The following is a 14906-nucleotide window of genomic DNA, read 5'->3' as shown; positions in this document are numbered from 1 at the left end:
CACGAAGCCAAGCATGAACGTGCCTCAGGCGCGATAACACCAGTGCCAAGGCTCATAGCAATAGCCCTGCGCATTGCCCCTTGGATACGAAAGGACGAAGCCAAAGCGCGCCGCATGCTCGCGGAGCCAGGCATAGGCGGCGGTGTTCTCGAAGGCTTCGTCCAGCGCCGCGACGTCGGCCACGCCGAGGTCCACTGCGCACCCGCTGTGGTGTTCGCTGTAACCCGGCGGGGCGTTGATGCGCAGCACTTCGTCCAGGCTGATGCCCCGTGCGAGCTTGGCGCGGATCAGCGCGGCTTGAAAGTCGATGCTGCGGAACGCGGAGATCAGTTGCAGCGCCAGGCCGTCGCGCTGCGCGGCTTCGCGCAGCTGCTTGTAGGCACGCGCTGCGGCGGGGGTGAGGAATTTGTCGCGACCATCCGTGCCCAGCTCGACAAAGCGCAGGCTCCGCGCCTCAGGCACAAAGGCAAGCCCGCGCTGCACAGGCAGCGCGGGCTCGATGCCGAACTCGGCGAACAGCGCGCGGACGCTGGCGGGCAGGCGCGCGCGCATGGCCTGCGCGATCAGTACAGCTTCTGCTGCCAGCCGAAGGCCGGATCACCGATCACCACGAAGGTGGGATTGAGCAGCGAGTCCTTGCTGTTGTAGCGCAGCGGATCCAGCTCGGGCGTGCGCAGCACGATGCCGCCGGCCTGCTCGACCACGCACTGGCCGGCGCCGGTGTCCCACTCGGAGGTGGGGCCGGTGCGCGGATAGACGTCGGCCGAGCCTTCGGCCACCTGGCAGAACTTCAGCGAGGAACCACGGCTCACCGCTTCGTGCGGCGGGGCCTTGGCGAGGAAGGTTTCCAGCGCGGCGTCGCGATGCGATTTGCTGACCACGAACACCGGCGTGGCGGCCGGCGGCCGGCGGGTCTGGATTTTTTCGCGCTGGCCCTTCTTCCAGCGCACGGCGCCCAGGCCACGCGCGCCGGCATAGGTTTCCTCCAGTGCCGGGGCGTGCACCACGCCCAGCACCGGCACGCCGTCTTCGATCAGCGCGATGTTGACGGTGAATTCGTCATTGCGCTTGATGAATTCCTTGGTGCCGTCGAGCGGGTCCACCAGCCAGTAGCGCGTCCAGCTGCGACGCACTTCGTAGGCGATGTCGGCGGCTTCCTCGGACAGCACCGGCAGCTGCGGCTGCAGCTTGCCCAGTTCGAGCAGGATGTGGGTGTGCGCGGCGAGGTCGGCCTGCGTCAGGGGCGAATCATCGCCCTTGTGCTGCACGGCAAAGTCGCTGCGGTAGACGGTCATGATGCGATCACCGGCTTCGCGGGCGATGCGCACGACCTCATCAAAAAGAGCGGCGGAGACTGCGGTATTGGCGTTCATGGTCTGCGTATCATAAGGGCATGGAACACTTGGCGAATGCACATCTTCTGAATTGGGCGGATATCGACTGGGTTTTGCTGGATATGGACGGCACCCTGCTCGATCTGTCCTTCGACAATTTCTTCTGGCGCGAGCACGTGCCGATGCGCTACGCCGAGAAGCACGGCCTGGCGCTGGAGGACGCGCGGGCGCAGCTGGAGCCGAAGTTCCTGGCCGTGCAGCACACCCTGCCCTGGTACTGCACCGACCACTGGAGCCGCGAAACCGGCCTGGACCTGGCGGCGCTCAAGCAGGAGGTGCGCGGCCGCATCGGCGTGATTCCCGGTGCCGAGGAATTCCTGCGCGCGGTCCGGCGCAGCGGCCGGCGCATCTGGCTGGCCACCAATGCGCATCGCGACAGCTGGCGGCTGAAGCTGGAGGTCACCGGCATCGGGCAGTATTTCGAGCAGGTGATCTGTTCGCACGACTACGGCCACCCCAAGGAAGACCAGCGCTTCTGGCAGGCCCTGCAGGCGCAGCAGCCTTTCGATCCGGCGCGCACCCTGTTCGTGGACGACTCGATGCCGGTGCTCTCGGCGGCGGAGGCCTACGGCATCGCGCAGGTGATCGGAATCCGCAAGCCCGACCGCAATCTGCCGGAGCGGCCGCTGCCGGCGATGCGCTCGGTGGCGACGATCGCGGAGCTGACGGCGGGGGTGCCGGCTTAGACGCCCTGAGGGCGACAGAATCACGCAGAGGCGCCATCAGAGCGTGAAGCGGGATTGTGATCCGCGCCGAATCTCTATCCGGCAGTCATGCCCGCACAAGCGGGAATGACGGAAACAAAGGTCTGCGGGCCTGAAGCTTTCGCTTGATCAAAAGCGGTTTTGGCCTTGGCGTTCCGAGCGCCTCAGGGTGATTCTTGAAAGCCCGCCTCAGCCCGCCTCAGCCACACGCCGGCCATGGCGCTTGTTGTTGCTGCGGCTGGCGGTCTTCTGCGTGCGGCCGCCATCTTCCAGCCAGGCGCGCACGCGCTGGGCGTCGGCGAAGCGGGTGAATTTGCCGTCGGAATCCAGCAGCACCATGATCAGCGGCCGGTTCTTCACCGTGGCCTGCATCACCAGACAGCGGCCCGCCTCGTTGGTGAAGCCGGTCTTCTGCAGGCCGATGCGCCAGTCGCTGCTCTTGGCGCGGATCAGGCTGTTGCTGCTGACGAAATGCATATCGCGCTTGCCGGGCCGCACGGTGCGTTCCACCGCCGTGGACAGCTCGCGCACCAGCGGCACCTTGTAGGCGGCCGCCACCAGCTTGGCCAGATCCTGCGCGGTGGACACGTTGCCATCGCCCAGGCCGTTGGCGTCCACGTAGTGCGTGCTGCCCATGCCCAGGCTGCGCGCCTTGGCATTCATGGCTTTCAGAAACGCCGCCTGCCCGCCCGGATAATTGCGGCCCAGGGCCGAGGCGGCGCGGTTTTCCGAGGACATCAGCGCCAGCTGCAGCAGCTCGTGTCGCGTGAATTTCAGCCCCGTGCGCAGGCGCGAGTAGCTGTGCTTCTCGCGGTCGATATCGTCACCGGTGATTTCCAGCACCTCGTCCAGCGGCTGATGGGCTTCCAGCACCACCACGGCGGTCATCAGCTTGGTCAGCGAGGCGATGGGCTGCACCACATCGGCATTCTGCTCGGCCAGCACTTCGCCGCTGTTCTGGTCGATCACCAGCACGCCGCTGGAGCGCAGGCGCAGCCCGGCCGGCAGCGTGAGCTTGCGACGCACCGGCGCGGCCTTGATCTGCGCGTCGATGCCTTCGATGACTTCGCGTTCTTCCTGGCTGGGCGCCGCCGCTTCCGGCACCTCGTCCTGCGCCGGCTCGCTGGCAGCACTGGCCGGCTCGGCCAGGGCCAGCTGCTCGGCCGCCGGCGCTTGTGCCGCTGCGGCCGGTTCCGGCGTGACATCGACCGTCTGCGCCAGCCGGGCGCTGGCCTGTGCATCGCCCTGCTCGCCCAGCAACCAGGCACTGCCGAAGCAGCCGGCGGCAAACAGGCCCAGCAGCAGCTGTAGACCCCGGGAGCGCCGGGCGGTCGCTGGCTGGTTCGCAAAATCCCGCTGGGTTCGAGGCTCGGCCGGGTTCATGGTCGAAGTTTGTGATCTAAGCCTCGAAATATAGGCAGCATTTTCTCTAGGCGCAATGCCTGTCGGGGATTCCCTGATCAACGCCGGCGGCGCGACGACCGACGGCCATGGCCACCACCACCGCCGCCACCGCCGTTGCGCGGGCGCGAGCGGCCCTCACGCGCCACCCGCACCACGTCCTCGGGGATCAGGGCATGGGCATCGGCCATCAGCGGAATGCGGTTGCCGATGTACTTCTCGATCTCCGGCAGCGAGTACACCCAGGTCTCGCAGCACAGCGAGATGGCGTCGCCGGAAGCGCCTGCGCGCGCGGTGCGGCCGATGCGATGCACATAGTCCTCGGGGTCCTGCGGCAGATCGTAGTTGACCACCAGATCCACACCGGGGATGTGCAGGCCGCGCGCGGCGACATCGGTGGCCACCAGCACCGGCAGCTTGCCTTCCTTGAAGTCCTCCAGCAGGCGCAGGCGCGTGCCTTGCGAGACATCGCCGGAGAGCACGCGCGCCTCGAAACCATTGGCGCGCAGGCCGCGCTCCAGATCTTCGGCGCCGCGCTTGGTGTTGATGAACACCAGCGAGCGGAAGGCATTGAGCTTGCGCAGCAGACCGACCAGAAACGGCAGCTTCTCGTCATTGGCGACATGCACCAGCTGCTGACGCACGCGCTCGGCGGTGACCTGATCGGGCGCGATCTCGATCTTCTGCGGGCTGTTCATGTGCTCGTAGGCGAGCTCCAGCACGCGCTGCGAGAGCGTGGCCGAGAACAGGTAGTTCTTGCGCTGCGCCGGCGGCGGCATCTTGCGGATCAGATAGCGGATGTCGGCGATGAAGCCGAGATCGAACATGCGATCCGCCTCGTCCAGCACCAGCACCTCGATCTGCTTGAGGTGATACGTGCCCTGCTTGAAGTAGTCGATCAGACGGCCCGGCGTACCGATCAGGATGTCCACGCCGGCCTCGATGTTCTGCCGCTGCAGCTCGTAGCCGGCGCCGCCGTAGCAGACCGTCAGGCGCAGACCGCTGTCCACGCCCAGGCCCACGGCATCGTTGTAGATCTGCACCGCCAGCTCGCGCGTGGGCGCCAGGATGATCGCGCGGGGCTGGCCCGGTTCGTCCTGTTCGGCGCGCGGCACGGTGAGCAGGCGCTGCATGGTGGCGAGCAGAAACGCGGCGGACTTGCCGGTGCCGGTCTGCGCCTGTCCGGCGAGATCTTCGCCCGCCAGCGCGCGCGGCAGCGCCTGCGCCTGGATCGGCGTGCAGTGCGAGAAACCAAGTTTCTGCAGGCCGCTCTGCAGGCGCGGATGCAAGGGCAGATCGGCAAAAGCGAGACTGGAGAGATGGTCGGGTTGCATTGCGTATGAGGAATGAGCGTCCTGCGGCGGCCGGCGGGCGGCTCTTGCAAGGCGGATAAGTTTCGGCTCAAATAACGGGTATCTTTGAAGGCTGCGGCGTCTGGTTCATCGCTTCGAGCTGCCGAGCCGAGTCACTTCCCCGTCTCTGAAAGACAAATCATAGCGATCCGCCGCGCTTTTTGCGCGGCTCCGGCTCGCAGGTCGCGATCCCCACTACCGGAACGTGCGGGCCTGGCCCGTACTCTTCTTCTCCCCACGAGGCAACACATGAGCGAAAACATCTCCGCAGTCACCGATGCCAGCTTCGAGCAGGACGTCCGCGCCGCCAGCAACAACCAGCCGGTGCTGGTGGACTTCTGGGCGGAGTGGTGCGGCCCCTGCCGCATGATCGCGCCGATCCTGGAGCAGGTGGCGGCCGACAACGTCGGCAAGCTCAAGGTGGTGAAGCTCAATGTCGATGAAAACCCGCAGACGCCCGCCGCCATGGGCATCCGCGGCATTCCCACGCTGATCCTGTTCAAGAACGGCCAGCCGGCCGCCACCCAGGTCGGTGCCGTGCACAAGGCGCAGCTCGCCGCCTTCGTCGCTCCTCATCTCTCCGTCGCCTGAGTCGCTCCCCCTTATGAAGCATCGTCGCCGTTTCTCGCGTGGTGGTCAGAACAACCGCCAGCAGGGAAACCAAAACCAGAATCATCCCTTCAACGGCAACGGCTTTCCCGAAGACATCCAGCCCGAGGATGTCGAGGGTGGTGATGAGGCTTCGGCCCTGTCCTTGAGCGCCGAGGCGCATGCCGGCCAGCCGGCCATGCCGGCGCCGCAGATGTCGGACGACGGCAGCGAAGAAGGCGTGACCGTGCAGGTCATGCCGGCCACGCCGCCGGAACCGCCGAAGATCGTGCGCGTGCCGGACCTGAAGCGCATGACCGCCTCCGAGCTGCTGGAGCTGGCCGAAGCGCAGGGCCTGGAGAACATCGCACGCATCAAGAAGCAGGACCTGATCTTCCAGATCCTGCGCGCCGCCGCCAAGCGCGGCGAGCACATCTACACCGAGGGCGTGCTGGAAATCATGCAGGACGGCTACGGCTTCCTGCGCGGTCCGGACAGCTCCTATCTGGCCGGCCCGGACGATGTCTACATCTCGCCCAGCCAGATCCGCCGCTTCGCGCTGCGCACCGGTGATTCCATCGCCGGACGCGTGCGCAGCCCCAAGGACAACGAGCGCTATTTCGCGCTGCTCAAGGTTGACACCATCAACTTCGAGCCACCGGAAGTCTCCAAGCGCAAGGTCAGCTTCGAAAACCTCACGCCGCTGTTCGCCGACAAGCAGTACAAGATGGAGCGCGGCAACGGCAGCACCGAGGACATCACCGCGCGCATCATCGATCTGGTGGCGCCCTTCGGCAAAGGCCAGCGCGGCCTGATCGTCAGCCCGCCCAAGGCCGGCAAGACCATCATGCTGCAGAACATCGCGCAGTCGATCGCCGGCAACTATCCGGATGCCTATCTGATCGTGCTGCTGATCGACGAGCGTCCGGAAGAAGTCACCGACATGCAGCGCACGGTACGCGGCGAAGTGGTGGCCTCCACCTTCGACGAACCCGCCAGCCGCCATGTGCAGGTCGCGGAAATGGTGATCGAGAAGGCCAAGCGCCTGGTCGAACACAAGCGCGACGTGGTGATCCTGCTCGACTCCATCACCCGCCTCGCCCGCGCCTACAACACCGTGGCGCCGTCCTCCGGCAAGGTGCTGACCGGCGGTGTCGATGCCAACGCCCTGCAGAAGCCCAAGCGCTTCTTCGGCGCCGCGCGCAACATCGAGGAAGGCGGCTCGCTGACCATCATCGCCACCGCGCTGGTGGAAACCGGCTCGAAGATGGACGAGGTGATCTACGAAGAGTTCAAGGGCACCGGCAACATGGAACTCCACCTGGAGCGCCGCATCGCCGAGAAGCGCGTGTTCCCGGCCATCAACATCAACCGCTCCGGCACCCGCAAGGAAGAGCTGATGATGGACCCGGCCGACCTCAACAAGGTTTGGATCCTGCGCAAGCTGCTGCACGACATGGACGAAATCGCCGCCATGGAACTGCTGATGGACCGCATGAAGCAGACCAAGACCAATGCCGCCTTCTTCGATTCGATGAAGCGCAACTAGAAGTCTGCTGCAGCGGTATCGCAAACGGGCGGCCCATCGGGTCGCCCGTTTTGTTTTGTGCGGCAGTGCGCAGGCGCTGTCGCGGCCTCGGGCCTAGATTCGCATCAAGCCCGCCGCTGCCGTTCGCCATGAGCCAGAACCGCGCCGACTACGCTGCCGATGCCGAGCCGCTGCTGCGCCGCCTGCTGGCCGAAGCCCTGCTCAGCAGCGCACAGCTCGGCGCGCTGCGCGAACGGGCAAGACTGCAGAACACCGGCGTGGTGCAGCAGCTGCTGCAGGACACCAGCCTGCCGCAATCCGCCCTGGCCCAGGCCTTCAGCCGCGAAACCGGCTGGCCGCTGCTGGATCTGGAAGCCTTTGTGTTCGACAGCGAGGCACTCGCGCTGCCGATGCCCGACGCGCAGCTGCTGCCCTTGTGTCGTCAGGATCAGGCGCTGGTGGTGGCGCTGGCCGATCCACAGCGCCTGCCGGCCGATGCCGCGCTCATTCCCGTGCTGGTGGCGCAGGATCAGCTGCAGCGCGCGCTGCAGCGACGCCGCGCGCAGACGCCGGCGGAACCCGGCAGCAGCGAGCACGCCGAGGACGAATCCGCCGTGCGCCTGATCGACCGCGTGCTGCGCGAGGCCATCGCCGCCGGCGCCTCCGATGTGCACTTCGAACCCTATGCGCAGCGCTACCGCATCCGTCGCCGTCTCGATGGCGAGCTGCGCGTGGTGGCACGGCCCGCGGCGAGTCTGGCGCCGCGCCTGGCCGCCCGCCTGAAAGTGATGGCGGGCCTGGATCTGGCGGAGCGGCGGCTGCCGCAGGATGGCCGCATCGACTACGCCCTGCCGGGCGCAAGCGGCGCGCAGCGCGTGGACCTGCGCCTGTCCAGCTGCCCGACCCTGCACGGCGAGAAGATCGTCTGCCGCATTCTCGATCCCAAGGCCATGCCCCTGGACCTCGATGCCCTGGGCTATGAGCCCGCGCAGCGCGAGGCCTATCAGCGCGCGCTGGCGCAGCCGCAGGGCCTGATTCTGGTCACCGGTCCTACGGGTTCGGGCAAGACCGTGTCGCTGTACGCCGCACTGGCGCAGCTCAATGGCGAGTCGCGCAACATCGCCACCGCCGAGGATCCGGCGGAAATCGATCTGCCCGGCATCAACCAGCTCAACATCAATCCCAAAGCGGGTTTGAACTTCGCCACGGCCCTGCGCGCCTTCCTGCGCCAGGACCCGGACGTGATCATGGTCGGCGAAATCCGCGACAGCGAAACCGCCGAGATCGCGATCAAGGCCGCGCAGACCGGGCATCTGGTGCTCTCCACCCTGCACACCAACGACGCGCCGCAGAGCGTGACGCGCCTGCTGCACATGGGCCTGCCGGCCTATCAGATCGCGGCGACCCTGAGTCTGGTGATTGCGCAGCGCCTGGTGCGCAAGCTCTGCCCGGTCTGCCGGCAGGTGCTGCAGCTGCCGCGCGAGGCGCTGCTCGAACAGGGTTTCAGCGCCGAAGACCTGCAGGCGCCGGATTTTCAGCTCTATCGCGCGCGCGGCTGCGCGCAGTGCCAGGACGGCTACGCCGGTCGCTGCGGGGTGTTTCAGGTGATGCCGTTTTCCGAAGCCATGGGCGCGCTGCTGCTGCGCGGCGCCAGCGCGCGCGAGCTGGCTGCGCAGGCCACGCGCGAGAACGTGCTGAGCCTGCGCCGCGCGGCGCTGCGCAAGGCCGCAGCCGGGCTCACCGATCTGGCGCAGGTCTACGCCGCGACGGTGGCGGACTGATGGCGCGGCCGCTGCGCTTCCGCTGGCAGGGTCTCGACCCGCAGCAGCAGCGCGTGGCGGGCGAGCTGATCGCCGCCAGCCCGGAAGAAGCCCGCCTGCAGCTGCTGCGCCAGGGCATACGCCCGCAGCGGCTGCAGGCCCCGCCGCGCCAGCGGCTGCGCTTTCGCGCCCGCGAGCTGGCGGTGTGGCTGCGCCTGCTGGCCACCTTGCTCAAGGCCGGCCTGCCGCTGCTGAGCGCGCTGCGCAGTACCGCGCAGCAGGCCCGGCCGCCGCTGCGTGCGCTGCTGGACGCGCTGAGCGCCGAGATCGAAGCCGGCAGCAGCTTCGCCGAGGCCCTGGCCCAGGCCGAGGGCGTGTTCAGCGGCTCGCTGCGGGCGCGCATCGCCGCCGCCGAGCGTGCCGGCAGCCTGAGCGAAACCCTGGCCGACCTGGCACTGGATCAGGAAAAAGCCGAGGCGCTGCGGCGCAAGCTGATCAAGGCCCTGAGCTATCCGCTGGCGGTCCTGCTGGTGGCGATGCTGGTGGCCTTCGGCCTGCTGCGCTTTGCGGTGCCGCAGTTTGCCGCGCTCTACGCCAGCTTCGGCGGCGAGCTGCCGGCCTTCACGCGCGCGGTGCTGCAGCTCTCGGCCTGGACGCAGCGACTGGCGCTGCCGGCCGGCGCGCTGCTGCTGAGCGCCGCGCTCATCCTGCGCCAGCGCTACCGCCAGCAGGCAGCCTTTCGCCTGCGCTGCGACACGCTGCTGCTGCATCTGCCGCTGTTCGGCGCGCTCTTGCGGCAAGCGGCGCTGGCGCGCCTCGCGCGCAGCCTCGCCAGCCTGCTGGCGGCCGGCGTGCCGCTGGCCCAAGCCCTGCAGGCCGTGGCCGACACTGCGGGCAACGCGGCCTACGCCCGCACCGTGACGCGCCTGCGCGAGCAGGTGCTGTCCGGCACGCTGCTGCATGCAGCCCTGCAGGACGATGCACTGTTTCCGCCGCTGGCGGTGCAGCTGATCCAGATCGGCGAAAGCAGCGGGCAGCTGGAGGCCATGGCCCTGCGTCTGGCCCTGCTCTGTGAGGAAGAGCTGGACGCGCGCATCGAGGCGATGACGCGGCTGCTGGAGCCGCTGCTGATGCTGATCCTGGGTATCATGGTGGGCGGTCTGGTGCTGGCCCTGTATCTGCCGATCTTCCGGCTCGGCCAGTCCCTTTAGAAAATCCTAGTCCTGCGAGCATGAGCCTTACCCAAGCGCTGGCCAGCAACACGAGCCTGCTGTATCTGCTTGCAGGTCTGGCCGGCCTGATCGTCGGCAGCTTTCTCAATGTGCTGATCCTGCGTCTGCCGCCGCTGCTGGAATACGCCTGGCGTCTGGAGGCGCGCGCGGTGCTGGAGCTGCCGGAGACCGAAACCCCGCCGGCGGATCTGTTCCAGCCGGGCTCGCACTGCCCGCACTGCAAGACCCCGCTCAGGCCCTGGCAGAACATTCCGCTGCTGAGCTTTCTGCTATTGCGCGGCCGCTGCGCGCACTGCGCCGCGCGCATCAGCCTGCAATATCCGCTGGTGGAGCTGGCGGCTGCGCTGATGGCCCTGGCCTGCGTCTGGCGCTTCGGCTACAGCCCGCAGCTGGCCGCCGCCCTGCTGCTGAGCTGGACGCTGCTGGCGCTGGCCGTGATGGATTTTCAGACCTTGCTGCTGCCCGACGCCCTGACCCTGCCGCTGCTCTGGCTGGGCCTGCTCGCGGCCCTGGTGCCGATCTACGCGCCGCTGCCGGCGGCGCTGCTGGGCGCGGCCTTCGGTTACCTGAGCCTGTGGTCGCTGTACTGGCTGTTCCGCCTCGCCACCGGCAAGGAAGGCATGGGCTATGGCGACTTCAAGCTGCTGGCCCTGCTCGGCGCCTGGCTGGGCTGGCAGGCGCTGCCGGCCATCGTGCTGCTGTCCTCGATTTCGGCGGCGCTGGTGGGCATCGTGCTGATTGTCCTGCGCCGCGCCGGCCGTCACAGTGCGATTCCCTTCGGCCCCTATCTCGCCGCTGCGGGCTGGCTGGTGCTGGTGTTCGGCCCGCAGCTGCAGCGCTGGTATTTCGAGTTCCTGACTTCATGAGCCTCAGCATCGGTCTGACCGGCGGCATCGCCAGCGGCAAATCCCTGGCCCAGCGCGAGTTCGAAGCGCTCGGCGTGCCGGTGCTGGATGCCGATCAGGTTTCGCGCGCCGTGGTCGCGCCCGGTTCGGCGGGGCTGGCGGCGATTGCCGCGCACTTCGGGCCGGCCTTCCTGCAGGCCGATGGCCAGCTCGACCGCCGCCGCATGCGCGAGCATGTCTTCGCCAGGCCCGAGGCGCGACGCGAGCTGGAGGCCATCACCCATCCGCTGATCCGCGCGCAGATGCGCGACTGGCTGGCGCAGCAGACCGCGCCCTACGCCATGCTCAGCGTCGCGATTCTCATCGAGGGCGGCATGCAGAGCCTGGTGCAGCGCGTGCTGGTGGTGGATGCGCCCGAGGAATTGCAGCGGGCGCGCCTGCAGGCGCGCGACAGCATCGGTGCCGAGCTGGCCGCACAGATGCTGGCCGCGCAGGCCACGCGCGCCCAGCGCCTGGCGGCCGCCGACGATGTGCTGGTCAACGCGGGTACGCCCGAGGCCCTGTGCGCGGCGGTGCGTGAGCTGCATCGCTATTACCTCGATCTGGCGGCGCGTAACACGCCGCGTGCACCGGGCCTGCGTTTGCCGCAGCCTGCCGAGTCCGTCAGAATCTCCGGCCCCCATTGATTCGGGATTCAAGCCGCGTGTCGGAAGGGACGCCGTCTCTGCTGGTTTTCGAGCAGCCGCTGACCGAGCGGGTGCGCAGCTTCCTGCGCCTGGAACTGCTGTTCGCCCAGCACCGGCACCATCGCCGCGATCACAGCCAGTGCGGCGTGCGCGCCAGCCTGCATTCCCTGCTGGACCTGCTGGTGGTGATTTCGCGCTCGGACCTGAAGTCCGACATCGTCAAGGAACTCTCCGACCAGCATCTGCACCTGACGCGCCTGGCCGCGCAGTCGGCCGAGAACCGCGAGCAGCTGCAGGGCGTGCTCGGCGAGCTGGCCACCGCCATCAACGGCTTCCAGCAGCTCACCACGCAGTTCGCCAGCGCCCTGCTGCGCGGCAGCGATTTTCTGGTCAGCGTGCTCAACCGCTCGACAATACCCGGCGGCACCTGCGGCTTCGACCTGCCGCATTTCCAGCACTGGCTGTCGCAGCCTTACGAGCGCATCGACCGCGATCTGAAAGCCTGGTTCGCCGATCTGGAACCCTTCGAGCGCGGCATCGAGCTGTACCTGCGCCTGCTGCGCGCCAGCGCCCCGGCGGAAACCCTGTCCGCGCAGAGCGGCATCTATCTGCACACGCCCACCGGCCCCTGCCTGCTGGTGCGCGTGCACGTGAAGCAGAGCGCCGAGGTCTATCCGGAAATCAGCGCCGGCCGCCACCGCTTCACGGTGCGCTTCATGCAGGTGCGTGATCTGGCCACCCGTGCCCAGCAGGCACGCGTGGACATTCCCTTCGCCCTGCAGTGCTGCAATCTGTGAGCCGGTCCGTGCGTCGCGGCCGCTGCCCGCAGTGCAGCCAGCCTTCGCTGCTGGAAACCGAGAACCGCTGGCGGCCGTTCTGCAGCGAACGCTGCAAGCTGATCGATCTCGGCCAGTGGTTTGAGGAGCGTTACAGCATCCCCGCCGAGGACGAGCCCCTGAGCGAGGACATGGCGGCTTCTCAGCGCCGCCAGTAAGCGCCGATGCCGGCGATGCCCTGCGCGTAAGCCTGCTGCACGCGGTCCAGTTCCGCCGGCGACAAGCCACCGATCCAGAACAGCGGCAGATTCGCCTGCTGCGTCAGCGCGCCCGCCGCCGCCAAGCCCAGCGTCGCGCCGCCCGGATGCGAGGCGGTGGCCAGCACGCTGCCCAGCACCGCGGCGTCAAAGCCCAGCGCGCGGGCGCGCTGCAGTTCTGCGGCATCGTGGCAGGAAGCGATGCACAGGCCTGCCGGCTTCTGGTCCAGCGCCCGCAGCTGCGCGGACGTGGCGTGCCAGCCATCGGCACCCAGCTCGCCGACCAGGGCCGGCGCGCGATCCAGCAGCAGACGCAGGCCCCGGGCGTGCACCAGGGGCAGCAGCCGCTGCGCCAGCGCCGCGTACTCGGCATCGGCAAGCGCCGGCAGACGCAGACGCAGCAGCGCGTTCGCCGGCAGCTGCGAGAGCCCGGCCACGATCTCCGGCTCGCACTGCGCCGGCGCGGTGAACACGTAATGCGCCGGCAGCTTCAGCGCCGCGAGAATCGGCCCGTCGGCAGCGAGAACCGGATAGCGCTCGATGTCCTGCGGCGCCACCCAGGCAAAGGCCTGCTGCTCGCGGCTCTGCGGCTGCCCGCGCCAGGCGGTGACCTTCCAGGTATCCAGGCGCACGCGGCGGTCCGAGTAGGCGTGCGTCACCGCAATCAAGGGCCGGGCCTCGATCACCTCCACGCCCAGCTCCTCGTGCAGCTCACGTGCCAGCGCCGCCCGCGCCGACTCGCCCGGCTCGATCTTGCCGCCGGGAAACTCCCACTGCCCCGCCGCGATCTTGCCTTCCGGACGCTGCGCGATCAGCACCCGCCCCTGTGCATCCACCAGGCAACCCGCCGCCACCTGGATCAGCGGCAGCGCATCTCCCGTCTCAGGTGTCACGCCTCGCGCCTCAGGTGCGGTACTCGGCATTGATCTTCACGTACTCGTAGCTGAAGTCGCAGGTCCACAGCCGCGCCTGCGCGCTGCCACGGCCCAGGTCCACGGCGATGGTGAACTCCGGCTTGGCCACCACCGCCGCGCCGCGCTCCTCGCGGTAATCCGGATGCGGCTCGCCGCCTTCGATCAGCTGCACATCATCAAGGCGGATCGCCACGGTCGCGGGATTGAGGCCTGCCACGCCGGCCTTGCCGATGGCCATCACGATGCGGCCCCAGTTGGCGTCGCCGGCAAACATCGCGGTCTTCACCAGCGGCGAGTTGGCAATGGCATAGCCCACCTGCCGCGCTTCGGCCACGCTGCCGGCGCCGCCGACCTCGATGGTGATGAAGCGCGTGGCGCCTTCGCCATCGCGCACCACCGCCTGCGCCAGCTGCACGCAGACCTCGCGGATCGCGCCGTAGATCAGCGCGTAGTCGGCATCGTCCACGCCGACCTCGCGCGCGCCGAGCTGCGCGGTGGCGCAGAGCACGCAGGAATCATTGGTGGAGGTGTCGCTGTCCACGGTCACGCAGTTGAAGGACTCGTTCACCGCATCGCGCAGCGCGGTCTGCGCGGCAGCGGCGGTGAGCCGCGCATCGGTGGCGATGAAGGCGAGCATGGTGGCCATGTGCGGCTCGATCATGCCCACGCCCTTGGCGATGCCGGTCACCGTCACCGCGCCCTGCGAGGTCTGCACGCGGCGGCTGGCGCCCTTGGGCACGGTGTCGGTGGTCATGATCGCGCGCGCCGCGCCATTCCAGGCCTCGGCGGACAGCGCGGCGGCGGCCTTGGGAATGGCGGCGCTCATGCGATCCACCGGCAGGCGCTGGCCGATCACGCCGGTGGAAAACGGCAGCACCGCTTCCGGCGCGCAGCCCAGTGCCGCCGCCACTGCGGCGGTGGTGGCGCGTGCATCGTCCAGCCCGCCCGTGCCGGTGGCGGCATTGGCATTGCCGGCATTGACCAGCAGCGCGCGGATCGCGCTGCTGGCGCCCAGACGCTCACGGCACAGCTGCACCGGCGCGGCGGCAAAGGCGTTCTGGGTGAACACACCGGCCACGCGCGAACCCTCGGCCAGTTCGATCAGCAGCAGGTCCTGACGACCCGGCTTCTTGATCGCCGCCTCGGCACTGCCCAGACGCAGGCCGGCAATCGGCAGCAGCGGCGCGGGTTCGGAAAGATTCACGGCCATGGACACACCTCTTCAAACGGAGCCAAAAAAGAAAAGCGCCCGGTTGCCCAAGCGCTCGATGAATATTGTGCGGTCTTTGCGCAGCGCCGGCCAGTCGCCGGCAGCGCCGCGATGCGCCAGCAAGCAGCAGCACCGGGCGCCGGCGCGCGCATTTGGCGCAGGCCCGGCGCCAAGGCGGCGCAGTGACGCCGCCGAGCCGTCCATCACGCGCGCCGGTCGTGTGGGCGATTTGGCTGCACGGCTCGGCAGTTACCGTCAA

15 protein-coding genes are annotated in these 14906 nt (G+C 68.4%); 9 read left to right on the top strand and 6 right to left on the bottom strand.

The genetic code is table 11. The features are described 5' to 3' along the window. Window positions 1-24 precede the first annotated feature (24 nt). Entirely contained in the window at window positions 25-552 is a 528-nt protein-coding gene (locus BMY12_RS10210) for a M15 family metallopeptidase (RefSeq protein ID WP_245732440.1), read from the bottom strand. A gap of 11 nt (window positions 553-563) precedes the next feature. Next, a complete protein-coding gene (cysQ, locus tag BMY12_RS10205; protein ID WP_093285476.1) occupies window positions 564-1373 on the bottom strand; it encodes a 3'(2'),5'-bisphosphate nucleotidase CysQ in 810 nt (269 codons plus the stop codon). A 20-nt stretch (window positions 1374-1393) separates the two neighbouring features. On the opposite strand from cysQ, the gene yrfG reads away from it, so the two are divergent. After that, window positions 1394-2080, top strand: coding sequence for a GMP/IMP nucleotidase (yrfG, locus tag BMY12_RS10200; RefSeq protein ID WP_093285474.1), 687 nt, complete (start codon window positions 1394-1396; stop codon window positions 2078-2080). A gap of 207 nt (window positions 2081-2287) precedes the next feature. Here yrfG and pbpG read toward each other — a convergent pair whose 3' ends face one another. Further along, window positions 2288-3481, bottom strand: coding sequence for a D-alanyl-D-alanine endopeptidase (gene pbpG, locus BMY12_RS10195; protein ID WP_093285471.1), 1194 nt, complete (start codon window positions 3479-3481; stop codon window positions 2288-2290). A gap of 77 nt (window positions 3482-3558) precedes the next feature. Further along, window positions 3559-4833: a DEAD/DEAH box helicase gene (locus BMY12_RS10190; RefSeq protein ID WP_093285469.1), complete on the bottom strand. Its 1275-nt coding sequence runs from the start codon at window positions 4831-4833 to the stop codon at window positions 3559-3561. Window positions 4834-5100: 267 nt separating this feature from the next. Between BMY12_RS10190 and trxA the strand changes: the two genes are divergently transcribed. The 8 genes from trxA (at window position 5101) to BMY12_RS10150 (ending at window position 12484) form a co-directional block, all read left to right on the top strand. After that, a complete protein-coding gene (trxA, locus tag BMY12_RS10185; protein WP_093285466.1) occupies window positions 5101-5442 on the top strand; it encodes a thioredoxin in 342 nt (113 codons plus the stop codon). Between the two features lie 253 nt (window positions 5443-5695). Continuing rightward, on the top strand, window positions 5696-6988 hold the full coding sequence (rho, locus tag BMY12_RS10180) for a transcription termination factor Rho (protein WP_436278860.1): 1293 nt from the start codon (window positions 5696-5698) through the stop codon (window positions 6986-6988). Between the two features lie 128 nt (window positions 6989-7116). Then, entirely contained in the window at window positions 7117-8748 is a 1632-nt protein-coding gene (locus tag BMY12_RS10175) for a GspE/PulE family protein (RefSeq protein WP_093285464.1), read from the top strand. Further along, entirely contained in the window at window positions 8748-9938 is a 1191-nt protein-coding gene (locus BMY12_RS10170) for a type II secretion system F family protein (RefSeq protein ID WP_093285461.1), read from the top strand. Before BMY12_RS10175 ends, BMY12_RS10170 begins: the two co-directional genes overlap by 1 nt. Before the next feature lie 20 nt (window positions 9939-9958). Continuing rightward, window positions 9959-10825 carry a prepilin peptidase gene (locus BMY12_RS10165; RefSeq protein WP_093285458.1) on the top strand — a complete coding sequence of 289 codons (867 nt, stop codon included), beginning with the start codon at window positions 9959-9961 and terminating at the stop codon, window positions 10823-10825. Beyond that, entirely contained in the window at window positions 10822-11490 is a 669-nt protein-coding gene (gene coaE, locus BMY12_RS10160; RefSeq protein ID WP_093285456.1) for a dephospho-CoA kinase, read from the top strand. Before BMY12_RS10165 ends, coaE begins: the two co-directional genes overlap by 4 nt. A gap of 17 nt (window positions 11491-11507) precedes the next feature. Continuing rightward, window positions 11508-12287 carry a cell division protein ZapD gene (gene zapD / locus BMY12_RS10155; RefSeq protein WP_177188937.1) on the top strand — a complete coding sequence of 260 codons (780 nt, stop codon included), beginning with the start codon at window positions 11508-11510 and terminating at the stop codon, window positions 12285-12287. 8 nt (window positions 12288-12295) lie between these two features. Further along, window positions 12296-12484, top strand: coding sequence for a DNA gyrase inhibitor YacG (locus tag BMY12_RS10150; RefSeq protein ID WP_218140157.1), 189 nt, complete (start codon window positions 12296-12298; stop codon window positions 12482-12484). Here the strand turns inward: BMY12_RS10150 and BMY12_RS10145 are convergent. After that, on the bottom strand, window positions 12469-13416 hold the full coding sequence (locus tag BMY12_RS10145; RefSeq protein WP_177188936.1) for a Nudix family hydrolase: 948 nt from the start codon (window positions 13414-13416) through the stop codon (window positions 12469-12471). The two genes, BMY12_RS10150 and BMY12_RS10145, sit on opposite strands and share 16 nt — an antisense overlap. A 10-nt stretch (window positions 13417-13426) precedes the next feature. Then, window positions 13427-14647: a bifunctional glutamate N-acetyltransferase/amino-acid acetyltransferase ArgJ gene (gene argJ / locus BMY12_RS10140; protein ID WP_093285448.1), complete on the bottom strand. Its 1221-nt coding sequence runs from the start codon at window positions 14645-14647 to the stop codon at window positions 13427-13429. Window positions 14648-14906 lie beyond the last annotated feature (259 nt).

The sequence above is a fragment of the Solimonas aquatica genome, assembly GCF_900111015.1.
In the GTDB taxonomy this organism is placed as follows: Bacteria; Pseudomonadota; Gammaproteobacteria; order Nevskiales; family Nevskiaceae; genus Solimonas; species Solimonas aquatica.
This window is presented reverse-complemented; position numbering and strand designations above follow the sequence as displayed.

What these genes read in the sequence shown, in the direction of transcription:
- trxA (WP_093285466.1), top strand. Translation starts at nt 5,101, where the DNA reads ATGAGCGAAAACATCTCCGCAGTCACCGATGCCAGCTTCGAGCAGGAC.
- cysQ (WP_093285476.1), bottom strand. Translation starts at nt 1,373, where the DNA reads ATGAACGCCAATACCGCAGTCTCCGCCGCTCTTTTTGATGAGGTCGTG.
- BMY12_RS10210 (WP_245732440.1), bottom strand. Translation starts at nt 552, where the DNA reads ATGCGCGCGCGCCTGCCCGCCAGCGTCCGCGCGCTGTTCGCCGAGTTC.
- coaE (WP_093285456.1), top strand. Translation starts at nt 10,822, where the DNA reads ATGAGCCTCAGCATCGGTCTGACCGGCGGCATCGCCAGCGGCAAATCC.
- yrfG (WP_093285474.1), top strand. Translation starts at nt 1,394, where the DNA reads ATGGAACACTTGGCGAATGCACATCTTCTGAATTGGGCGGATATCGAC.
- rho (WP_436278860.1), top strand. Translation starts at nt 5,696, where the DNA reads ATGCCGGCCACGCCGCCGGAACCGCCGAAGATCGTGCGCGTGCCGGAC.
- BMY12_RS10165 (WP_093285458.1), top strand. Translation starts at nt 9,959, where the DNA reads ATGAGCCTTACCCAAGCGCTGGCCAGCAACACGAGCCTGCTGTATCTG.
- BMY12_RS10170 (WP_093285461.1), top strand. Translation starts at nt 8,748, where the DNA reads ATGGCGCGGCCGCTGCGCTTCCGCTGGCAGGGTCTCGACCCGCAGCAG.
- argJ (WP_093285448.1), bottom strand. Translation starts at nt 14,647, where the DNA reads ATGGCCGTGAATCTTTCCGAACCCGCGCCGCTGCTGCCGATTGCCGGC.
- pbpG (WP_093285471.1), bottom strand. Translation starts at nt 3,481, where the DNA reads ATGAACCCGGCCGAGCCTCGAACCCAGCGGGATTTTGCGAACCAGCCA.
- BMY12_RS10190 (WP_093285469.1), bottom strand. Translation starts at nt 4,833, where the DNA reads ATGCAACCCGACCATCTCTCCAGTCTCGCTTTTGCCGATCTGCCCTTG.
- BMY12_RS10175 (WP_093285464.1), top strand. Translation starts at nt 7,117, where the DNA reads ATGAGCCAGAACCGCGCCGACTACGCTGCCGATGCCGAGCCGCTGCTG.